Annotated in this window: 18 protein-coding genes; 7 read left to right on the forward strand and 11 right to left on the reverse strand. The window is 53.6% G+C overall.

Going from position 1 to position 21,148, the window contains the following annotated elements:
* Nucleotides 1-10 precede the first annotated feature (10 nt).
* Both AJE_RS00980 and AJE_RS00985 read left to right on the forward strand, forming a co-directional pair.
* Entirely contained in the window at nt 11-946 is a 936-nt protein-coding gene (locus AJE_RS00980; protein WP_008949263.1) for a DUF58 domain-containing protein, read from the forward strand.
* Nucleotides 940-2,904, forward strand: coding sequence for a transglutaminase TgpA family protein (locus tag AJE_RS00985; RefSeq protein WP_008949264.1), 1,965 nt, complete (start codon nt 940-942; stop codon nt 2,902-2,904). Before AJE_RS00980 ends, AJE_RS00985 begins: the two co-directional genes overlap by 7 nt.
* 18 nt (nt 2,905-2,922) lie before the next feature.
* Here AJE_RS00985 and AJE_RS00990 read toward each other — a convergent pair whose 3' ends face one another.
* The 3 genes from AJE_RS00990 to AJE_RS01000 form a co-directional block, all read right to left on the reverse strand.
* Entirely contained in the window at nt 2,923-3,165 is a 243-nt protein-coding gene (locus AJE_RS00990; protein WP_008608470.1) for a TIGR02647 family protein, read from the reverse strand.
* A 62-nt stretch (nt 3,166-3,227) separates the two neighbouring features.
* Nucleotides 3,228-6,512, reverse strand: a complete 3,285-nt coding sequence (locus AJE_RS00995) for a S41 family peptidase (RefSeq protein ID WP_008949265.1) — start codon at nt 6,510-6,512, stop codon at nt 3,228-3,230.
* 155 nt (nt 6,513-6,667) lie between these two features.
* Complete coding sequence (locus tag AJE_RS01000; protein ID WP_039927851.1) at nt 6,668-7,798, reverse strand: pyridoxal-phosphate-dependent aminotransferase family protein; 1,131 nt, start codon at nt 7,796-7,798, stop codon at nt 6,668-6,670.
* Nucleotides 7,799-8,002: 204 nt separating this feature from the next.
* Between AJE_RS01000 and AJE_RS01005 the strand changes: the two genes are divergently transcribed.
* Nucleotides 8,003-8,341, forward strand: a complete 339-nt coding sequence (locus AJE_RS01005; protein WP_008608465.1) for a zinc ribbon domain-containing protein YjdM — start codon at nt 8,003-8,005, stop codon at nt 8,339-8,341.
* 84 nt (nt 8,342-8,425) lie between these two features.
* Here the strand turns inward: AJE_RS01005 and htpX are convergent, their stop codons facing one another.
* The 5 genes from htpX to bioB all read right to left on the reverse strand — a co-directional run bounded on the left by htpX (nt 8,426) and on the right by bioB (nt 13,185).
* Nucleotides 8,426-9,286 carry a protease HtpX gene (gene htpX / locus AJE_RS01010; RefSeq protein WP_008608463.1) on the reverse strand — a complete coding sequence of 287 codons (861 nt, stop codon included), beginning with the start codon at nt 9,284-9,286 and terminating at the stop codon, nt 8,426-8,428.
* A 137-nt stretch (nt 9,287-9,423) separates the two neighbouring features.
* Entirely contained in the window at nt 9,424-10,119 is a 696-nt protein-coding gene (gene bioD, locus AJE_RS01015) for a dethiobiotin synthase (protein ID WP_138984180.1), read from the reverse strand.
* The gene (locus AJE_RS01020; RefSeq protein ID WP_008949268.1) at nt 10,119-10,919 is read right to left on the reverse strand and encodes a methyltransferase domain-containing protein; all 801 of its coding nucleotides are present in this window, start codon (nt 10,917-10,919) and stop codon (nt 10,119-10,121) included. Before AJE_RS01020 ends, bioD begins: the two co-directional genes overlap by 1 nt.
* Nucleotides 10,919-12,124, reverse strand: a complete 1,206-nt coding sequence (locus AJE_RS01025) for an aminotransferase class I/II-fold pyridoxal phosphate-dependent enzyme (RefSeq protein ID WP_008949269.1) — start codon at nt 12,122-12,124, stop codon at nt 10,919-10,921. The genes AJE_RS01020 and AJE_RS01025 overlap by 1 nt, the downstream gene beginning before the upstream one ends.
* A 5-nt stretch (nt 12,125-12,129) precedes the next feature.
* Nucleotides 12,130-13,185, reverse strand: coding sequence for a biotin synthase BioB (gene bioB / locus AJE_RS01030; protein ID WP_008949270.1), 1,056 nt, complete (start codon nt 13,183-13,185; stop codon nt 12,130-12,132).
* A gap of 117 nt (nt 13,186-13,302) precedes the next feature.
* Here bioB and bioA point away from each other — a divergent pair, with 117 nt between their 5' ends.
* From bioA to asnS, 4 genes are all read left to right on the forward strand, one after another.
* Nucleotides 13,303-14,577 carry an adenosylmethionine--8-amino-7-oxononanoate transaminase gene (gene bioA / locus AJE_RS01035; protein ID WP_008949271.1) on the forward strand — a complete coding sequence of 425 codons (1,275 nt, stop codon included), beginning with the start codon at nt 13,303-13,305 and terminating at the stop codon, nt 14,575-14,577.
* 58 nt (nt 14,578-14,635) lie between these two features.
* Nucleotides 14,636-15,499 (forward strand): MBL fold metallo-hydrolase, encoded by an 864-nt coding sequence (locus AJE_RS01040; protein WP_008949272.1) that lies wholly within the window; start codon nt 14,636-14,638, stop codon nt 15,497-15,499.
* Entirely contained in the window at nt 15,499-15,999 is a 501-nt protein-coding gene (locus AJE_RS01045) for a hypothetical protein (protein WP_008608453.1), read from the forward strand. Before AJE_RS01040 ends, AJE_RS01045 begins: the two co-directional genes overlap by 1 nt.
* A 149-nt stretch (nt 16,000-16,148) precedes the next feature.
* Nucleotides 16,149-17,549 (forward strand): asparagine--tRNA ligase, encoded by a 1,401-nt coding sequence (gene asnS / locus AJE_RS01050; RefSeq protein ID WP_008949273.1) that lies wholly within the window; start codon nt 16,149-16,151, stop codon nt 17,547-17,549.
* A gap of 159 nt (nt 17,550-17,708) precedes the next feature.
* Here asnS and AJE_RS01055 read toward each other — a convergent pair whose 3' ends face one another.
* The 3 genes from AJE_RS01055 to glgC all read right to left on the reverse strand — a co-directional run bounded on the left by AJE_RS01055 (nt 17,709) and on the right by glgC (nt 21,071).
* Nucleotides 17,709-18,266: an NAD(P)H nitroreductase gene (locus tag AJE_RS01055; RefSeq protein ID WP_008949274.1), complete on the reverse strand. Its 558-nt coding sequence runs from the start codon at nt 18,264-18,266 to the stop codon at nt 17,709-17,711.
* Between the two features lie 97 nt (nt 18,267-18,363).
* Nucleotides 18,364-19,794: a glycogen synthase gene (locus AJE_RS01060; RefSeq protein ID WP_008949275.1), complete on the reverse strand. Its 1,431-nt coding sequence runs from the start codon at nt 19,792-19,794 to the stop codon at nt 18,364-18,366.
* A gap of 29 nt (nt 19,795-19,823) precedes the next feature.
* On the reverse strand, nt 19,824-21,071 hold the full coding sequence (glgC, locus tag AJE_RS01065) for a glucose-1-phosphate adenylyltransferase (RefSeq protein ID WP_008949276.1): 1,248 nt from the start codon (nt 21,069-21,071) through the stop codon (nt 19,824-19,826).
* Nucleotides 21,072-21,148: the final 77 nt, after the last annotated feature.

Genomic DNA, 21,148 nt, shown 5'->3' on the forward strand with positions numbered 1-21,148 from the left:
TTTGTTATTTATGCTAAAGCGGCTGTTGCAGCAAAAGTTTCAGGCTTATCTGGCGCGTAGCCAACCGGCGCAACCCAGCGTCTGCCTGACGCAAAAGCGGATCTATATTTTACCAAGCCGGCTTGGGCTTTGGTTTGCATTGTTGGTGCTGATTCTGTACTTACTGGGCACCAATTATCAGAATAATCTGATCCTGCTAAGCAGCTTTATGCTGCTGAGTTTATTGTTGCTGACGATGCTACTGGCGTTTTATAACCTGTACCGGCTTGAACTTAGCATGGTTGCCGATGCCGAAACCTTCGCCGATCAGCCTGCTGCTCTGCCGCTACGGCTTAATAGTGCAAATTGTCAGATGCTGCAACTGGGTTTACAGGGGCAACGGCTGCAACAATTGGTGCCAGTCATTTCCGGTCAACTGGCGTTCGCGTTGCAGTTACCGCAACTTAGCCGTGGCTGTTATGAATTACCGCGGCTTAAACTCAGTAGCCAGTTCCCGTTCGGACTGTTTAATTGCTGGAGTTATCCGGCGCTCAGTGCGCAGCTTTGGGTCTATCCGGCAGCGCTGGCGCCGACCGGCCAGCAAAACCTCGACGAGGATCCGGATAATCAGGGGCAGACGCAACCGCTGGAAGGCAGCGAATGGTTAAAACCGTATCAGGCGGGTGACCAACCCCGACGCATACTGTGGAAAAAACTGGCGACCAACCCGCAACAGCCAATAGTCCGCCAGCAACAGGACGGCAATACCGTAAATGAGCAGTGGGTTAAGGTGCCGAACGCCAGTGGCGCGGCGCTGGAACTGGCTCTGCAGCACGCCTGTTACCGTTTACAACAGCTGGAAGGGGCCGGTTCACGTTATGGTTTATTATTACCGGGCAAAACCTTGGCCCTGGGCCAGGGCGCGCAACATCTGCAACGTTGCTTACAGGAGTTGGCGTTATGTTAGCCCAGGAGCTGCAACTTAGCCGCCGCTGGCAGCAGCTGGCTGTGGCGCTGCAGTTCAGTATTCTGTTGCTGTTTCAGAACGCCTTTACCCTCTGGAGCAGCGCTTTATTCCTGTTATTATTTGGCTGGTTGCTGCTGCGGCTTTATCAGCAGGCAGAACCCCTGAGCCCACGCCAGATCAACTGGCTGCTCGCACCGCTGTTACTGCTGCTATTCTGGCAAGCGCGCAGTATCGGTGCGATGAATCTGATGTTTCATATTCTGCTGCTCTCTGCGGTAGGACGCAGCTTTAGCCTGAAATTACGCCGTGATGCGATACAACTGCTGTGGGTGCAGTATTTTGCGCTCAGTTGCGGTTTTATTTTTTATCAGCAAATGCTAATGGCACTGCTGATTTTTGGCTTGTTAGCGCTGAACTTGATGCTGCATTTTCAGTTATTCGCCCCGAATAGTAGTCAACTTAAGCTTAAACCGTTATTAAAAACCGTGGCACTGGCGTTGCCGATCTGGCTTGGACTTTTCCTGTTATTCCCGCGCTTACCACCGCTGTGGCAAATGCCAAATCAGCAACAAGCCAGTACCGGCCTTGGCAGTGAACTGGATCCCGGCAGTATTGAACGGCTGGTGCAAAATGATGCCCTGGCTTTTCGGGTCAGTTTTAACGGGCCGCCGCCAGCCCGCGAACTTTGGTACTGGCGTGCTAAAGTCTATGAACACTTTGATGGCCGCCGCTGGCAGGAGCATAGCCGTTTTGACCGGCGACAGCAGCAGCTCACGGCGTTGGCCACCCCGGCAAGCAGTAATAGCCAAAACCGGCTCGACTATCAGGTACTGGCAGAGAGCAGTTTTCAGCGCGATGTGTTTAGCCTCGGCCTGCCGTTGAGCTGGAGCGAAAACCTGCAGCCGCGTCCGGCAGCGCTATTGCAAAGTACGCAACTGATCAGTCAGCGTCTTAGTTATCAGGTCAGCAGCCTGTTAAGCCCGTTACCACTGGTGGCAAACGCTGAGCGGCAGCTTAACTTGCAACAAGCCGGCAACAGTAATCCTCGCAGCCAGCAATTGGCCATGCAGCAGCAACAACAATATGGTAGCGATGGTCATCAGCTGAGTGCAGCCCTGGCCACGCTATTTCGTGAACAAGCCTTTTACTACACGCTGGAGCCCCCAAGACTAGGGGCCGATGCCATTGATCAGTTTCTGTTTCAAACCCGCAGCGGTTTTTGCAGCCACTATGCCTCAGCCAGCGCGATGTTACTCAGGGCTGCCGGCGTACCGGCACGGGTGGTTGGCGGCTATCAGGGCGGCGACTGGCAAGCCAGTCAGCAGTATTTAATTGTGCGCCAGCGTGACGCCCATGCCTGGGTTGAGTATTTGCAGGATGGCTACTGGCATTTGTTTGACCCCACTGCGGCCATTGCACCTGAGCGGATTTTACAGGGGCTGGCGCAGGCGCTAAGTGAACCGGAGCGCGCGTTACTCAGTGGCTGGCAACCAGGTTGGCTGCAACAACTGGCATTACAGTGGTCACATCTGGATTATCTGTGGTCGGTGTGGGTGTTAGGCTTTGATCAAAACCAGCAATCGGTGCTGTGGCAGCAACTCGCCGCGTTATTGCACTATTGGCCACTGCTTGTCGCTATCTCACTCGGAGTGCTGTCACTGCTGATGGCTTATACGCTTCTACGCTACCGCCAGCAGCGGCTGCGACAGCAACAGGCGCCGGACCACTGGCGACGTCAGGTATTGTCCGTGTTGCCGCCACCCGGGCAAAGTGCTGAACCACTGAGTCATTGGCTAAACCGGCTGGCAACAGCCAATCCGGGTCAGGCTGAGCTACTGCAGCAGCTGCGCCAGCACTATGAACAGCTGATCTTTGCCGGTAATCAGCAGGCGGCTTACCCGTTGCAGCAGCTTATCAAGCGTGAGCGTAAACAATTACGGGCGCTAAAGCGCCCGTAATATGCCGTACAACAGCACTTAACTCTGATGTGCACCCAAAATGCGCAAAGTGCTTTGCAATTGCTCCGCACAGTGGATCCCGAGATCAGTCAGATAGCCGCCGTCCGGTTGGCTGATCAAGCCTTTGGCATAAAGGCGGCTAATAGCCGCCAACACTTCAGGTTGCGCGACCTTGTGCGCTTTGATCCCGGAATTGATGCTGTCCAGATTAAACAACGCCAGCACCCTTAACTCTTCTATCAGCTCAGCACTAAATGGCATAGTCACTCCTTCTCTGCCTTTTTTATTCAAGATACGCCGGGGCAGCAAAAAAGCAAGCTTAATCAGCGTTTAATATCCTCAGCTATCGCCGGTGTCAGCGGTGCCGCCCGCAGCGGTTGTACCGGCTGGCGGCTTAACTGTGTGGTTAAATAGTTAAGTGCCGCCTGCAACTGGGCATCCTGGCCGTTAAAGCTGGCATAAGGCAAATTCACCACCTCAATATCCGGTTCTACGCCATAACCTTCGATGATATAGCGGCCATCCATGGCAAACTGCGGAGTTTCCGCTACCCGCGCCACACCACGGTCGGCCAGTAAGTTACGACCGGATAACCAGACACCGGCACCAGCGGTACGTTGCCCTATCACCGGGCCCAGGCCCAGCGCCCGCACGCCGGCGGAGAAGGTTTCGCCATCAGAGTAAGTCAAGGGGTCAGCCAGCACCACTAAATGGCCGCGGAAGGCTTGCTGCATATTGGTGTAGGGCGCGCCATGGGTTGGCTGCCAGAACGACCAGGCCCGGCGTAACAGCTTCTCAATAATCCAGCTGTCAATATTGCCGCCACGGTTGCGCCGCACATCGATAATCAGGCCCTCTTTCTGGAAATGGGCATAAAACTCACGGGCAAAATTGGCAATATCTGCCGGCCCCATCGCATTCAGATGCAAATAGCCAAAGCGCCCGGCTGATGCCTCAGTGACCTGCTGCAAATTGCGCTGTACCCAGTCCTGATAACGCAACATCGATTCCTGCGCCGCCGGCACAGGTTCGACAATACGCTTCAGTGCGGTATTACCGCGCTTTAGCTCCAGCAACACCTGACGCCCCGCTTGATTGCGCAGTGCTGTGGTCAATTCCGCCAGATTGCTGATGCGCTGACCATTCACCGCGATAATCACATCACCGGCCTGAATATTAACCCCTGGTCTTGCCAGCGGTGAGGCCTGAGCCGGCAGTTCCGGATCGGTCTGATAAATATGCGCGACCTGCACCCCGCCCGGCTGATTGTTTAAACGCGCACCCAGACTCGCCGCACCGGGCGCGGTAGGATCGTCACGATATTCTCCTCCGCGCACCTGCGAATGCAGAGCGTTTAGCTCGCCCATCATTTGCGATAACAGGTCGTCCAGTTCGTGTCTATCTGTAACGCGCTGCAAGAGCGGTAAATACTTGCTGCGGGTCGCTTGCCAATCCAGCCCCCGCATATTTTTGTCAAACAGAAAATCGCGGTGCATCAGCCAGGCGTCATTAAACATCTGCCGCCACTCGGTTTGTGGCACCACCGCGAGGCGCAGTGCTGCGGTATTTAACCGGGCCGTGCTCAGATCCGCCGGTAACTTATCGCTGGCCGGCACCAGTAACAGCTCGCCACTGTTATCCTGAGCCGCTTTTTGAATAAACAGGGTTTTGCCATCGGCACTTAACTGATAACGCGCCACGCCTTTGCTAACGCTGCTGGTTTTCACCGCACGCTGGGCAATATTAACGGTCAGTAATTCTGACGCCTGCTCGCCCTGCTCGCGACTTAGCAGATAAAGCCGTTCATTATTCAAACTTAATTGCCGGTAATTGCCGGCGCTGACAGGCACCTGCCATAAACGGCTGGCTAGCCCTTGCCAATCGATACGCTGCGCGCGACGGCCCTGCATCGTCTCGGTGGCAGCCTTGTTATCGCAGTTAACCAGCTCTTGCGCCGGCGCAAAGGGGAAACAGGCGTCGGCTTTCAGGCTAAGGGCAAAGATTTCTGCTCTTTTATCAAACATCGGCCCCAGGTTACGGTCGCCCCAGGGGCTTGATGGCGTGGCGCGGAACTGACGATCAGAGAGAAAGTACAACCAGAGACCATCCGGGCTAAAGGCCGGGGCATAGGATTCATATTTATCGCTGGTCAGTACTTCGCTGCGTTGCTCAGCCAGACTGTACAGCACCACCTGACTGCGCGGTCGCTGTTGATGATTCAGCGTAAAGGCCAGTAGCTGGCTATCTGCTGACCAGATCACATCGGCGTAGGGTGAATGTCCCCAGCCTTGCTGATAAATTTTGCGATTACTGCCAGTTTGCAGATCGAGTAACCAGAGATCGCCGTTTTTATCATCGTGCGCCAGATAGCGGCCATCCGGTGACAGATGTAAGCCCCAACGGAAGGTTGACCCGTCTTTGGTTAATTGCTCAGCACGGTTAGCGCCATCGGCAGCAAAGCGCCAGATCTCGTTTTCGCCACTGGCATCGTTAATAGCGTACACCCAGTTACCATCATGACTCAGCAAGGCTTGCCGGGAGCGACTGCCTTCTGGCGTTGCGATCTGAACTGTGCGTCTGTTGTCCTGGCCGACCAGGATAATCTGGCTTCGTACCGTTAAGGCCGCTTGTTTGGTATTGGCATTAGCCGTGACGTCAGTGAGGTAACTCAGCGGCTTATCCAGCCAGCGCTCGCGTTGTTGCAGCCGATCCGACGCCAGTTGTAATGGTAGCGTCTGGCTTTGCCCCGTCTGCAGATCCAGCTGCACCAGATCGGCACCCAATTGATACACCGCCTTACCGCCACTGACCGATAAGCGGCCAATACGCCAGTCTTGCTGTTGCGTATGCTGTTGCAGATCCTGACCAGCTAAGGTGACTGACCAGATATTACTATTGCCATCGGCATCACTGACAAAGTAAACCCGGCCATTAGCCACCTGTGGCTGACTAATAGAGCCAGTATGTTCCGGCAATAAGCGCTCGGCCTCTACGCTTGAGCCTAAAGTCCAGCGCCACAGCTCGCCCATGGCGCCGCCGCGGTAAACTTTGGCATTATCCCCGGTCAAATGCAGGCCAAAACGGGTAAAAAATAGCGTATTACTGCTCTCATCCAGCTGACCGCTATTGGCATCGGCCAGCGGCAGAATGGTACTGAGGCCGGTTTTTGGATCGAGTAAGGTCAATTGCCAGAAATTCGCCGGGCCACTGGCGTTATCGGTAGCATATAGCAACCGGCCATCGCTCAGGCTTTGTAACAAACGCACCCGGCTATTTTCAAAGGTCAGCCGTTGGGCCGGGCCACCGCTCAGTGCCAGCTGATAAACCTCGTCCGTCCCCTCGTAATTGGCGACAAAGTACAGCGTCTGACCATCAGCGGCGAGCAAGGGATCGCGCTCCAGTGCCGGATGGGTTGTCAGGCGCTGCGCCTGTTGCTGACCAAGGCTGCCCTTCCAGATATCACCTTCAGCGGTAAACACCAGTTGTTGTTGCTGCAAAGCCGGAAAACGATAGTAGCCTTCGCTTGCTGTGCTGGCCAATGCCGGGTTAAAGCAGCTAGCAAAACACAGAGAAAGTAGGGTTAGTGGGAAACGGCGGCCAATAGCCATGGTTAACACCTCATTGCTGTTATATTGTTATTCTAATAGCCAGAAACTAACAGAATGCCGCTACCACGGGTAGTCACAGCCGCTCAAATGCCCGGAAAAAACGATAAAAAAAGCCAGCACTGAAACGCTGGCTTGTTGCTAACCATCAACCCGAACTAACGCAGAACTTCACTCAGCGCCTGTAAACACAGCGCCACATTTTCCCGCCTGGCGCCAAAGCCCATCAGGCCAATGCGCCAGGCTTTACCGGCCAGATCGCCAAGGCCAGCGCCAATCTCCAGGTTATAGTCGTTCAGCAAACGGCTACGCACAGCGGCATCATCCACGCCGGCCGGGATATAAATGGCATTAAGCTGCGGTAAGCGATAAGGCTCGGCCACCACAAAGTCGATACCAAGCTGGTCTAAGCCCTGCTTTAATTGCTGATGCATCGCCTGATGTCTGGCCCAGGCTTGCTCCAGGCCCTCTGCCGCCAGTAAGCGTAGCGACTCATGCAGCGCGTACAGCGTGTTAACCGGGGCGGTGTGGTGATAAGCCCGTTTCGCACCACCACTCCAATAGGACATTACCAGGCTTTGATCGAGGAACCAGCTTTGCACCGGCGTCTTACGTGCCTTGATTTTTGCCACCGCAGCCGGCGAGAAAGACACCGGTGATAAACCCGGTACGCAAGACAAACATTTCTGACTGCCGGAATAAATGGCATCAATGCCCCAGTCATCCACGCGCAGCTCGACACCACCAAGTGAAGTGACAGCATCCACAATACTCAGACAATCATACTGCCTGGCCAGCGCACAGAGCGTTTTGGCATCTGATAACGCCCCGGTTGAGGTTTCCGCATGCACAAAGGCCAAAAAGCGCGCATCCGGGTGCTGTTTCAACGCATCTTCAACCCTAGCCGGATCGACCGGTTCGCCCCAGCTATGATCGACCGTCACGGCAATACCGCCGCAACGTTCGACATTCTGCCGCATCCGTTCGCCAAACACGCCGTTACGACAAACGATCACTTTCTCACCCGGCTCTACCAGGTTGACAAAACAGGCTTCCATCCCGGCTGAGCCCGGTGCGGAGATGGCCAGCGTCATCTCGTTGCGGGTTTGAAACGCATATTGCAGCAGTTGTTTCAGTTCATCCATCATGCCGACAAACAGCGGATCCAAATGGCCGACAGTAGGTTTACTTTGTGCTGCCAGCACGGTCGGATAGACATCAGAAGGCCCGGGGCCCATTAAAATACGCCGCGGTGGATTAAAAGCCGCGATAATAGGTGCGGGGATCAGCGCCAGGGTCATAAATAAGCTCTCCTTAACATAGCCTGCAGCGTGCAAGGCAAAAAAGCGAACTGGCAGCATAGCAAATTATCCGGCCAAAGACGGTGCAGGCGCGGCATTTAGCTGAATAACGAAGATAAAGCGGCGAAATAGCGGCACGACAGCCGTGCTGTTGTCGGCTATAATCGCCGGTTTCGTCAGTGGGAGTACCCTATGCAAACCCTACCCGCCTGTCCCAGTTGTCAGGCTGAATACACCTATCAGGATGGCGAGTTGCTGCTTTGCCCGGCCTGCGGCCATCAATGGTCTGCGACTGACAACGCAACCCCTGAGCAAGGACTGCAAATCCGCGATAGCGCCGGCAACCTGCTGCAGGACGGCGATACCGTTACCGTAATTAAAGATCTAAAAGTGAAGGGCTCTTCAGCAGTAGTGAAAATTGGCACTAAGGTGAAGAATATCCGGCTGGTGTCAGGCGATCATGATATCGACTGTAAAATTGATGGCTTTGGCGCCATGAGCCTGAAATCGGAGTTTGTACGTAAGGTTTAACTGGCGGTAACGCACCAGATAGCAGACACCCCGCTAGTGCGGGGTGCTGTCGGTTAAGGCTTAATTGCAGACTTAAGTTAAGGCTTAAAACTGCCGGCTGTTTTGCAACGCAGCAATGCGTTTTTCCAGCGGTGGATGGCTTAAGAACAGTTCTGATTTGGCTTTCTTACCGGAAATACCAAAGGCCATCATACTGCCTTCCAGGCGGCTTTCATGGTTATACTTTAACCGCTCCAGCGCTTTAATCATCTTACCGGCACCGGCTAAACGGGCGGCACCGGCATCAGCCCGGTATTCTCGCTGCCGCGAGAACCACATCACAATGATGCTGGCCAGAATACCAAATACCATTTCCAGTACGATAACGATGGCAAAATACGCCAGCTGGCCCATTTGCTGGTTGTTGTTACGAATCACACCGGCAATTAAACGCGCTAAGAAAATCACAAAGGTATTCACCACGCCCTGGATCAGCGTTAGCGTCACCATATCGCCATTGGCGATGTGAGACACCTCATGTGCCAACACCGCTTCGACTTCATCTTCGCTCATATTGCGCAGCAAACCGGTAGATACGGCGACCAGCGCATTATTACGGTTAGCCCCGGTAGCAAAGGCATTCATTTCTGGCGAGTCATAGACCGCCACTTCCGGCATACCAATGCCTGCCGCTTTCGCTTGCTTGGCCACGGTATTCATCAGCCAGTGCTCAGTAGCATTACGCGGCTGAGTGATCACCACAGCGCCGGTAGAGCGCTTAGCCATCCACTTAGACATCAGTAACGAGATAAAGGAGCCACCAAAGCCAAAAATCGCGGCAAACACCAGTAAGCCGCCGATACTGCTATGGTCTATTCCCAGAAAGCTGAACACGATATTTAATACAATGCTCAGAACTAAAATCACCGCTAAGTTAGTTGCCAGAAATAACAACACCCGTTTCATCGATACACCCTCTTAAGATTTACTGCACCTGTATATATGGGCATAGACCATGAATTCAATTTCTGGTTGCCGTTTTACGGCAAAAAATATGAAAAGTCAGGTAAAACGTGTAAGTAAATATAAGCACTCACAACGGCCTAAGTCAGATGTTGTTCTAAGGCTGCCGCTAACTGAAGCGCGATTTCCGGCTTAGCGACAGCGGCATAAGGCACAGTAGCCAGCAAGGGCGCCTGAATACGCTGCGTTAAGTCCGCAATATTTTGTGCCAGATACAGCATATCCGGGCTGATAATATTGGCGACCCAACCAAGGATCCTGGCACCACTGCGCTCTAATTCCCGCACCGTGAGCATGGCATGATTTAAACAGCCCAGCTTAATGCCTACCACTAACACCACCGGCAATTGCTGTTCCAGCACCCAATCCGCCAGATAACGCTTATCCGATAAAGGTAATAACCAACCACCGGCGCCCTCGATTAAAATGCGCGGCGCCTGAGTTTGCTGTAACTGCTGCAAATGTGCAGTCAGTTGTGGCTCATTCAGCCTGATACCAGCGGCGGCCGCCACCAGATGCGGTGCGGCTGGTTCGGCTAAACACACCGGATTATGCTGCACATAAGGCAACGCGATACCAGAATGCTGCTGCAACAGTAACGCGTCACTATTTTGCAGGCTGCCATCCGCCGCCTGCTCTGCACCCGCTGCCAGCGGTTTCGCGCCCAGCGCAGTAATGCCCAAAGCGGCATAGCCTTGTAACAACAAGGCACTGACATAGGTCTTACCGGCATCGGTATCAGTGCCGGTAACAAAAAAACAGTGTTGGTTCATCATTAATCCCTGCATGGCTTGCTAAGCTGTAACACCGCAACCTGATAGCTGGCCGTTAAACCTGAAGCACTGGCATTCGGATAGGCCGCCGCAACCTGTTGCCAGTAACCCTTGCCGGTTAACCCCTGCCGCCCACGATTGGCAATATAACTGGCGCCCAATTGTTTTAACTCTTTTGCCAGCGCAAAGATATCCGGGTAGCTAAGGTCAAGCTGATAGCTATGCACTTGCCAGCTTGCGCCTGAGGCCTCTGCGGCGGTGCTGAGTGCATTGAGGGGTAAAAAATGTTGCACATGCTGGTGCTGATCCACCGCAGCAAAGGCGGTCTGCAACTCGCTAAGGGTGCCGGCAACTAAGGTCGTGACCACAGCCCGACCCCCTGGCGTCAGTACCCGGCTAATTTCGTGCAGTACCTGGGCTGGCTCAGGGCACCACTGCAGCATTAAACTGGAAAATACGGTATTGATACTGGCATCAGCCAGTGGGATCGCCGCCGCATCGGCTAACAGATAATGCGCCGCCTGCCCCTGTGCCTTGGCCGCAGCCAGCATGCCGGCACTAAAATCCAGCGCAGTCAGCGTTTCGGTATGCGGTGCTAACTCCGGATGCAGCCAACCCGGGCCGCAGCCCAAATCGAGCGTGTTGCCCAGTGTTGTGCCTGTAAGCGAACCGGCAGCCGTTAAACCGGCCAACGCCTGATAGGCGACCTGGCGCTGTAAGCGGGCCGCGTGCTGATAACTGGCCGCGGCTTTACCAAAACAGGCAGCGATGGCGCCCTGAGAAGCTTGCATTACAGCTTGCATTAAAAATACTGCCTTAAGGTATTGATTAAAAACCGGATATCGTCCGGCTGATGGCTGGCGCTCAGCGTTATGCGTAACCTGGCACTATTAGGCGGCACCGTCGGTGGCCGGATCGCGGTCAGCCAAATCCCCTGCTGTTTTAAGGCCTGGCTCAGTGCCAAAGCACGACTGGCTTCGCCTAATAGCAGCAGCTGAATGGCACTGTGCTGGCTGCTATCCAGCCAACTGGTCGTCGCCTGTTCTGCTTGCAGCAGCGGTAAACCGGCCTCTGCTGCCAGTTGTCGGAACAAGCGGATATTGTCCTGTAGCTGGTCACGTCGCCACTGCTCAGTGCGAACTAAACGGATAGCACAGTGCACTGCCGCGCAAAGTGCCGGTGGCAGCGCTGTGCTGTAAATATAATGTTTGGCAAACTGTTCCAGATACTCGATAACGGTGCTGTTCGCTGCCAGAAAAGCACCGCTGGCGCCCAGGGCTTTGCCAAAATTCGCCATAGTGCAAAACACTTCGCTGCAGGCAATGCCCTGAGCCGCAGCAGTACCGCGCCCCTCTGGCCCCAGTACGCCTATACCATGCGCATCATCCAGTAGCAGCGCGGCCTGATGCTGCTGACACAGCCTCAGCATAGCCGGCAGATCCGGACTGTCGCCATCCATACTAAACACACCTTCAGTCACCACCAACTGATGACTGGCGCTGGCGGTTTTTTGTAACAGCTTTTCTAAGGATGCCAACTCATTATGCGCAAAACGCCGCAGTGGCTGCTTGACCTGTGAAGGATGCTGCTGTGCGGCGCTAATCAGGGAGGCATGACAGAGCTTGTCGAGCAGCAGCTGATCATCGGCACTGGCCAGACACTCCAGCATACTTTGGTTAGCGGCAAAGCCCGAGCTAAACAGCAAGACCCGCTCAACACCAAGCCAGTCACAAAGCTCAGCACTTAATGCCTGATGCGCGGCATGAAAACCTGTTACCAAAGGCGAGCCGGTACTGCCTACCCCATATTGACTGACCGCATCACACAGCGCTTGCTGGACTTTGGGCTCGCTGGCCAACCCCAGATAGTCATTACCGGAAAAATTCAGATACTGCCGGCCATTGACATGCAATAACCGGCCAGAGACGGCGCCAAGTGCCCTGGTGCTACGCCTGAGCGCCTTAGCCTCGCGCTCGGCAAGTGCCTGTTGCATGGCGGCAAGCTGCATGGCGCTTAGCCTGCAGCATGATATAGCGGCGGATTTTGCTGCTCTTTAATGGCATCGGCCAGTGCCAGCGCATGGGCTTCATCCGACACATCCTGGCGCTTTTCCGGCACGATGCCGAGCTTGGCAAATAATTGCATATCCGCATCCGCCGCCGGGTTTTCGGTGGTCAGCAGTTTATCACCGTAGAAAATGGAGTTGGCGCCGGCGAAAAAGCACAGCGCCTGCATCTGTTCATTCATCCGGCTGCGACCGGCCGATAAGCGAACATGACTTTTTGGCAACATAATACGGGCCACGGCGATGGTACGGATAAACTCAAAACCGTCCAGATCGGCGACATTCTCCAGCGGCGTGCCTTCTACCTTGACCAGCATATTAATTGGCACGCTCTCCGGATGCAGCGGCAGATTGGCAATTTGCATCAGTAACGCCGAGCGGTCATTGGCACTTTCCCCCATACCGACAATGCCACCACAACAGACTTTCATGCCGGCATCGCGCACATGGCTCAGCGTATCCAGTCGATCCTGATAACTGCGGGTGGTAATAATTTCACCGTAAAACTCCGGCGAGGTATCCAGATTATGGTTGTAGTAATCCAGGCCTGCTGCGGCCAGTGAATGCGCCTGCTCCGGCTCCAGCTTACCCAGTGTCATACAGGTTTCCAGACCCATGGCTTTTACGCCACGCACCATTTCAATTAAATACGGCATATCGCGCTGCTTAGGGTTACTCCAGGCGGCGCCCATACAAAAGCGACTGGCACCCTTGTCTTTCGCGGCTGCGGCCTGGCGCAGCACCTTTTCTACCTCTAACAACCGCTCACGCTCAAGGCCGGTATTGTAATGACCACTTTGCGGACAATATTTACAATCTTCGGCACAGGCACCGGTTTTAATCGACAGCAAGGTGCTAACCTGTACCTCATTGGCATTAAAATGCGCCCGGTGCACCGACTGTGCCTGAAATAATAAATCATTAAAGGGTAAGGCGAACAGCGCATTAACCTCGGCTAAAGTCCAGTTATGGCGGGGAGTAACCTGAAAAGATGTGGCCTGCATGGGGATCCCTGTTATCAGCGTAGCAGCATTGAGCCGCAATGGTTTTTCCGCTAGTCTAGCGACCAACCCCGGCTTGTCAACGCAGACCAGCCATCAAAGTTTACTATTGATTATTTTATGAGCATAAATCTGGATTTTGATCGCCAGCATATCTGGCACCCCTATACGTCGATGTTAACGCCACTACCGGTCTATCCGGTAGTGCGGGCCGATGGCTGCGAACTGGAGCTGGAAGACGGCCGTAAACTGATTGACGGTACCGCTTCCTGGTGGTCAGCCGTGCATGGTTATAATCACCCGCGGCTGAATCAGGCCATCAGCAGCCAACTTAGCCAGATGGCGCACGTGATGTTTGGCGGCATTACCCATCAGCCGGCGGTGGCACTCTGTCAGCAGCTGCTTAAGATGGTTCCGGCCAATCTCAGCAAGGTTTTCCTGGCCGACAGCGGCTCTATTGCGGTAGAAGTGGCGCTGAAAATGGCGCTGCAATACTGGCAAGGTGTCGGCCAAGCCCAAAAAACCCGGCTGATAAGTCTGCGCAAAGGCTACCATGGGGATACCTTCGCGGCGATGGCGGTCTGCGATCCGCATGACAGTATGCATAGTATGTTTAGCCAGTTACTGCCACAGCATTATTTCCTGCCGGCACCACAGAGTGCTTTTGCCGGCCCCTTTGACGATAACGATCTGACGCCGCTACGTGACCTCCTGCGCCAGTCTGCCAATGACATCGCCGCCATCATTCTGGAGCCGATCGTTCAGGGCTATGGTGGTATGCGCTTTTATCATCCGGATTATTTACGCGGTGTACGCGAGCTCTGTGACCAGTATCAGGTGCTGCTGATTGCCGATGAAATTGCTACCGGCTTTGGCCGCAGCGGTAAGCTGTTTGCCTGTGAGCATGCGGCAGTTAATCCGGATATCCTCTGTCTGGGCAAGGCGTTAAGTGGTGGCTATCTGACGCTGGCCGCCACGCTTTGTAGCGATGAAATTGCCCGCGGTATTAGTTTAAGTGCGGCCGGCGGGTTAATGCATGGCCCGACTTTTATGGCCAATCCGCTGGCTTGTGCGGTAGCGCTGGAGAGTATCAGCATCATTGCCGAAGGGCACTGGCAGCAGCAGGTAGCGTCGATTGAACAACAGCTTACCGTGGAGTTAGCGCCCTGCGCTAAGCTTGCCGCCGTAAAACAGGTGCGGGTGCTGGGCGCCATAGGGGTGCTGGAAATGCGGCAAAAAGTGGACGTGGCGAAATTACAGGCTCAGTTTGTCGAGCGCGGCGTCTGGATCCGGCCCTTTAATAACCTGATCTATATTATGCCGCCCTTTACCATTAGCAGTGCACAGCTAAGCCGTCTCACTTCGTCGATGTACGAGGTCGCCTCGTCGTGCTAGAGTAAACTAAACAGCAAAACAGGCCGTAGTTTTTGTGCCTAAACTATTGGAGCCGATAATGAAATTAACTAAAACCCTTAGCCTTTTTACCGGCGCAGCCCTGCTACTTTGTAGTAGCGTGGCGTTGGCCAACCGCTTTGCCGATGTACAGGTTAGTGCCACCCCGTTAAAAGATAATGTCTATATGCTGACCGGCGCAGGCGGCAATATGGCTGCGGTCGCCGCACCTCAGGGCGTGCTATTGATTGACAGCCAGTACGCGGAGCTGGCGGAGAAAATTCGCGCCAGCTTAAAAACGCTAAGCCCGGCTGAACTCACAACGTTGATTAATACCCATATGCATGGCGATCATGTTGGTGGCAATGCCGCCCTGGCCGCGCGGGCTGACATTATTGCTCATGCCAATGTTAAAACCCGGCTGGCCGCTAACGCCAATTTCGATCCGGCGGGCTTACCGAAAACCAGCATCACAGAGAAAACTACGCTTAATCATTATGGCGTGGAGCTGGTGCTGGAGCCGATGCCGGCCAGCCATACCGACGGCGACTTGCTGATTTGGTTCCCGGCACAGAATATTGTGCATATGGGCGATCTGATGTTTCAGGGCCGCTTTCCGTTCGTTGATACCAATAATGGCGGCAATGTGCAGCAATATATTGAAAATACCCGCTATGTGATTAGCAAAATTGATGAGCAAACGCAGGTGATTCCGGGCCATGGTGAGCTGACTAATAAAGCCGGCTTACAGCGAGAACTGGCTATGATGGAGCAAACGCTGGCGCTGGTGACTGCCGCCAAACAGCAAGGCGTCTCTGAAGCCGAACTCATTGCCAAAGGTCTGGGTGACGAGTTCAAAGCCTGGCACTGGAACTTTATTACCGAAGAGCGCTGGATCAAAACCCTTTATCAGGCGGTACCCTGATGCTAAAACGCCTAAGCCTGCTTGGCGCACTGTTTTTCAGCGCCGCTATCTTGTCACAAACCCCGGGTGAGCCAGTGCAATATCTGTTGTCGGAAATAAATGGCAGCAGCACGAACCAACTGGCGCTGACCGATGGCAGTCTCTGGCGTTTAACGGCACCGCGGGCTTTAGCCCGTGGTAGCGCTATTCTTATTAGCGGCCGTAACTTACGTACTGGCAACGTACAGGCATTAAGTGGCGGCTTTCAGTTTGATCTGAGTTATCAGGATGGTCAGCTGCCGGCGCAACAAGGTTATAAGCTGCAACTGATAGCCAGTCAGCAGGATGGCAAGCAACTGCTGCTGGAAAATAATATCCGGCTTTGGGTGCTGGATGCGGATCGACTCGAAAGCCGGCACTTTCGGGGTACCGCTGAGGTGATCCTAAGTGCCGATGGTCAACAGCTTATCTATTTACCTAATTTGAAAAAGGTGCAGGTCCGTCAGGTCGCCACGCCCTAGTACGCAACTTTCTTCCGGCGAGCCAACTCTTTTCTGCTGGCGCAATTTTTTGCTTGTATTCAGCCTTGCGCCAAGTATCATTACTGCTTTAATTCAACCTGGGCGCTAGAGCTGATGCTGCCCCTGCTTGTCCCTTTGGAGTTGTTTGCATGACGCATGCTGTTATTAAAGATGTTCTGGCCGGTCGCTATGCGGTTGGCGAAAAGATCACGGTAAAAGGCTGGATCCGCACCCGCCGCGATTCAAAAGCCGGTATTTCCTTTTTAGCCGTGCATGACGGCAGCTGTTTTGATGCGGTTCAGGCCGTGGTTCCGGCCAATCTGGCCAATTACGAAACAGAAGTAAAGCGTCTGACCACCTCTTGCTCTGTGGCAGTTTCAGGTGTGATTGCCCGCTCTGAAGGTCAGGGCCAGGCGTATGAAATTCAGGCTGATGTCGTCGAAGTGTTAGGCTGGGTAGAAAACCCGGATACTTACCCTATGGCCCCCAAACGCCACAGTATGGAGTATCTGCGCGAGCAGGCGCACCTGCGGCCACGTACCAATATTATGGGTGCCGTCACCCGGGTGCGGCATTGTCTGGCACAGGCCATCCATCGCTTTTTCCATGAACAGGGTTATTACTGGATCAGTACGCCAATTATTACCGGTTCTGATACCGAAGGGGCCGGTGAGATGTTCCGCGTCAGTACGCTGGATATTCATAACCTGCCACGTAACGACCAGGGTAAAGTCGATTTTAGCCAGGACTTCTTTGGTAAAGAAACCTTTTTAACGGTATCAGGTCAGCTGAACGGCGAAGCCTATGCCTGTGCGCTGTCAAAGATCTATACCTTTGGCCCGACCTTCCGTGCCGAGAACTCTAACACCAGCCGCCATCTGGCTGAGTTTTGGATGATTGAACCGGAAGTCGCCTTTGCTGAGCTAAAAGATATCGCCCAGCTGGCCGAAGATATGCTGAAGTACGTGTTTAAAGCGGTACTGACCGAGCGCGCCGATGATTTAGCCTTCTTTGCCGAGCGGATTGACGCTGATGCAATTAACCGGCTGGAAAAGGTGGTGAACTCCAGCTTTGTGCGGATGGACTACACCGATGCCATCGAAATTCTGAAAAACTGCGGTAAGAAATTCGAGTACCCGGTGGAATGGGGTGTCGATCTGCAGTCTGAACACGAACGCTATCTGGCCGAAGAGCATATTGGTGCCCCCATCATTATGCAAAACTACCCGAAAGACATTAAAGCCTTCTATATGCGCTTAAATGAAGACGGTAAAACGGTGGCAGCAATGGACGTACTGGCACCGGGCATTGGTGAAATTATCGGTGGCAGTCAGCGTGAAGAGCGCCTCGAAATGCTGGATAAGCGTATGGATGAGATGGGCCTGAACAAAGAAGATTACGGCTGGTATCGCGATTTACGCCGCTACGGTACTGTACCGCATGCCGGTTTTGGCTTGGGTTTTGAGCGTTTAGTATCTTATGTAACCGGTGTCGGTAACGTGCGCGATGTAATTGCGTTCCCACGGACACCGGGTAATGCAGAGTTCTAAACACTGACTGGGCAAGGCTTCGGCATCAGCATTGCCGGGAAATCAACAGTGCCGGGGAAAGCCCGGTACTTGCAAAAAAGAACCCGCAACAATTGCGGGTTCTTTTTTGGGTGAGGAATAAACCGTTGGACCGGATTGTCCCACTACGCATGCCAGCGACTAAAACTCGCTAAAGAAAGCGTCTGCATCCAGCGGCGTACGATTAGGCGCACCGCCATTTGGCGTGCCCAGATATAAAAAGCCAACAATTTCATCATCCGCTGCCAGCTCAAACGCCTGCTTAACATAATCATACTGAGTGTAAGCGCCGGTGCGCCAAATGCCACCATAACCTAAGGCAAAGGCCATTTGCTGCATTGCCATCACCGCACAGGCGGTTGATTGCACCTGCTCGGCTGCCGGCACCTTGGCATGCTCGGTAACTTTGGCGATACAGACGATAACCATCGGTGCCCGCAATGGCAATTGCCGGGCGCGCTCCTGCAGCTCCAGTGACAAGGTTGGATCTTCTTCAATGGCGGCTTCGGCAAAGACATCACCCAGCCGGGTTAGCGCTGCTTTACCCTGCACTACCACAAAACGCCACGGACGTAAGGCGCCATGATCCGGCACCTGCACCGCGGCACGTTTAATCAGTGCCATAGCCTCAGCTGAGGGAGCCGGCTCTGTTAGGCGCGGCGAAGAATAACGGCTGGTCAGAAGAGTTAATGCATCCATAAACTTACCTGTAAATAGCGAGAGCTGTTGCTGCGCAGGCTATCAAAAAAAACCGTCTGACTCACGGCAATTTTGCAGCAAGCTGCGCAAGTGGCGATTAACTCCGCGAAAACTGCTCAGTCAACGCCTGTTGGTAAAGCTGAATATAACTTTGCACCGAGCTTTGCCAGCTAAAGTTCTGCTGCATACCGCGTAATTGCACCGCCTGATAGGCTGGCTGTTGCAGATAAAGTTGCTCGGCTTGCTGTAACGCCGACAGTAAAGCGGCGATACTGACATCACTAAAACCAATGCCCGTTGCGGCCTGGTCTGGCCATGGGACAACGGTATCTCGCAACCCCCCGGTTAACCGCACCAAAGGCACAGCGCCATATTTCAGACTATACAGCTGATTTAAGCCACAGGGTTCGAATAACGACGGCATTAAAAAGAAGTCACCGGCCGCTTCAGTCTGGTGTGCCAGGGTCTCATCAAAGCCCTCAAAAAAACGGAACTGCGCCGGAAAATCCTCCTGTAACTGATAGAGTTGCCGGCAATAATGTTGCTCGCCACTGCCAACAATAAACACCTGTACCGGGCTTTGTAGCAAAAACTGGCGCAGTGCCGGGATCAGATAATCATAGCCTTTCTGACCGGTGATCCGGCTTACCGCTACCATTAACGGCACGTCCGCCGCCGGCAAATGAAACCGGGCTTTTAGCTGTTGTTTACAGGCTGCTTTGCCGCTCAGATCGGTGCTATCGAAATTTTTAATCAAGGTTAAATCGGTGGCCGGATCCCACTGCTGATAATCGCAACCATTCAGAATACCGACAAAATCAGCTTGCCGTTGTTGATATAAGCGGGCCAAACCATTGGCCGCTGGCTCCGATAACAACTCGTCACGATAGCCCTGGCTGACCGTATTCACTTTGGCCGCATAGCGAATGCCCTGCTCCAGCATATTCAGAAAGTGATCCTGCTGCTGCGCCAGTTCCAGCTTACCAAACCACTCTGCACCGGCCGTTAACTGGTAGGCGCCATTATGGATAGTAAACACAAAGGGGACCCTGCCAAGTACCGGGTCCTGCGCATAATGCTGTTTTAAATAGGCCGCTGTCACTGCGGTTTGCCAGTCATGGCCATGGATCAGATCGACATCCGGTAAATACTGGCGGCACCATTCCAGCGCGGCTTTGCAGAAAAACGCAAAGCGCAGCGGATTGTCGGCATACCCCTGATCACCATCATCATAGGGCCGCTCACGATGAAAGAAATCATGATGCTCCAGCAGGCGGATATCCACCCCACCCTGACTGGCTTGCGCCAACTGCCGTACCGCGCAGCCCAGTGGCCGACCGCCTAAATGAAAATAAACCGAGTGCCATTCCCCGGTTGGCCGGCTGTACAGATTGGTATATTGCGGCAATAAAACGGTGACCTGATGGCCAGCATCAACCAGCCCCTGCGCTATGCCGCGACAGGCATCTGCCAGCCCACCGGTTTTGATCAGCCCTTCATATTCACTACATAACAACAGAACTCGCACCAGGCAGATCCTTTTTTTAGCGGGCAGCCTTAGCTGCCACTGTCATCATCAAAACCCACTTTGGCCCCTTTCGGGATCACCACCACACCACCTGGCGAGATATGAAACCGCTTGCGATCCGCTTCAATATCCTCACCAATCACGGTGCCGGGTGCTATCTTAACATCTTTGTCGATGATGGCACGGCGAATACGGCAGCCACGGCCGATATCGTTATTGCCCATCAGTACGCATTTTTCGATATAGCTATGGCTATGTACATGCACGTTGTAACCCAGTATCGACTGATAAACGATAGAGCCGCTAACAATACAACCCGCTGCGACCATTGAGCTAATCGCCTGCCCGGTACGGTTCGCCTGATCATGCACAAATTTCGCCGGCGGCATCGGTGGCGTATAGCTACGCAGTGGCCAGTAACGGTTGTATACATCAAACGGCGGATCAATAGAAATCAGATCCATATTGGCTTCGTAATAAGAGTCCAGCGTACCAACATCGCGCCAGTAACCGGAACTGCTCTCCGATTCACCACGGATTTTATTAGTCGAGAAATCATAGACAAAGACTTCACCGCCCGGCACCAGGCCCGGAATAATATTATGGCCAAAATCATGTTTGGAGTCCGGATTATCGGCATCGTCGTTTAACACCTTAACCAGACATTTGGCTTCAAAAATATAGTTACCCATCGAGGCCAACACCATATCGGGCCGGCCGGGGATGGTTTTCGGATCCTGTTTCGGTTTTTCCTGAAAACCGATCATCCGGCCGTCGGCATCGACTTCAATAATGCCAAACTCATGCGCCTGCGACACCGGTACCGGAATGGCAGCCACCGTCAACTTAGCCTGCTTTTTGCGATGAAAGTCCAGCATTTGCCGCACATCCATCTTATAAATATGGTCGCCACCAAAAACACAGATATGCTCCGGATCCAAGCCTTCAATTAAATGCAGGTTTTGATAGATGGCATCAGCCGTGCCCAAATACCAGTGCTTACCGGTTTGCATCTGGGCTGGGATAGGATCAATAAAACGGTTGGTAATGCCGCCGACCCGCCAGGCGCGGCTTAGGTGTTTCATTAGAGAGTGCGATTTAAACTGCGTAATCACAAAAATTTGCAGCAAGTCTGAGTTCACAAAGTTGTTTAAGACAAAGTCAATGATCCGGTAGTTACCACCGAACGGCACCGCTGGTTTCGCCCGCACGCCGGTTAAAGGCGCCAAACGGGTACCTTCACCACCCGCCAGAATCATCGTTAATACACCTGACATAGTTTCTCCCCTTTAGCACTGTGCCTGGCACAGTGGTTCCATATAATGAAATTGATACTGTGTTATCCCCGGGGTTG

The sequence above is a fragment of the Alishewanella jeotgali KCTC 22429 genome (assembly GCF_000245735.1).
Classification (GTDB): Bacteria; Pseudomonadota; Gammaproteobacteria; order Enterobacterales; family Alteromonadaceae; genus Alishewanella; species Alishewanella jeotgali.

Excerpts from the sequence above, each read along its gene's own strand:
- bioA (WP_008949271.1), top strand. The coding sequence starts at position 13,303 with ATGAGCATAAATCTGGATTTTGATCGCCAGCATATCTGGCACCCCTAT.
- bioD (WP_138984180.1), bottom strand. The coding sequence starts at position 10,119 with ATGATGAACCAACACTGTTTTTTTGTTACCGGCACTGATACCGATGCC.
- AJE_RS01040 (WP_008949272.1), top strand. The coding sequence starts at position 14,636 with ATGAAATTAACTAAAACCCTTAGCCTTTTTACCGGCGCAGCCCTGCTA.
- AJE_RS00985 (WP_008949264.1), top strand. The coding sequence starts at position 940 with ATGTTAGCCCAGGAGCTGCAACTTAGCCGCCGCTGGCAGCAGCTGGCT.
- AJE_RS01055 (WP_008949274.1), bottom strand. The coding sequence starts at position 18,266 with ATGGATGCATTAACTCTTCTGACCAGCCGTTATTCTTCGCCGCGCCTA.
- AJE_RS01005 (WP_008608465.1), top strand. The coding sequence starts at position 8,003 with ATGCAAACCCTACCCGCCTGTCCCAGTTGTCAGGCTGAATACACCTAT.
- glgC (WP_008949276.1), bottom strand. The coding sequence starts at position 21,071 with ATGTCAGGTGTATTAACGATGATTCTGGCGGGTGGTGAAGGTACCCGT.
- AJE_RS00995 (WP_008949265.1), bottom strand. The coding sequence starts at position 6,512 with ATGGCTATTGGCCGCCGTTTCCCACTAACCCTACTTTCTCTGTGTTTT.
- AJE_RS01020 (WP_008949268.1), bottom strand. The coding sequence starts at position 10,919 with ATGCAAGCTGTAATGCAAGCTTCTCAGGGCGCCATCGCTGCCTGTTTT.
- AJE_RS00980 (WP_008949263.1), top strand. The coding sequence starts at position 11 with ATGCTAAAGCGGCTGTTGCAGCAAAAGTTTCAGGCTTATCTGGCGCGT.
- AJE_RS01025 (WP_008949269.1), bottom strand. The coding sequence starts at position 12,124 with ATGCAGCTTGCCGCCATGCAACAGGCACTTGCCGAGCGCGAGGCTAAG.
- bioB (WP_008949270.1), bottom strand. The coding sequence starts at position 13,185 with ATGCAGGCCACATCTTTTCAGGTTACTCCCCGCCATAACTGGACTTTA.
- htpX (WP_008608463.1), bottom strand. The coding sequence starts at position 9,286 with ATGAAACGGGTGTTGTTATTTCTGGCAACTAACTTAGCGGTGATTTTA.
- AJE_RS01045 (WP_008608453.1), top strand. The coding sequence starts at position 15,499 with ATGCTAAAACGCCTAAGCCTGCTTGGCGCACTGTTTTTCAGCGCCGCT.
- AJE_RS00990 (WP_008608470.1), bottom strand. The coding sequence starts at position 3,165 with ATGCCATTTAGTGCTGAGCTGATAGAAGAGTTAAGGGTGCTGGCGTTG.
- asnS (WP_008949273.1), top strand. The coding sequence starts at position 16,149 with ATGACGCATGCTGTTATTAAAGATGTTCTGGCCGGTCGCTATGCGGTT.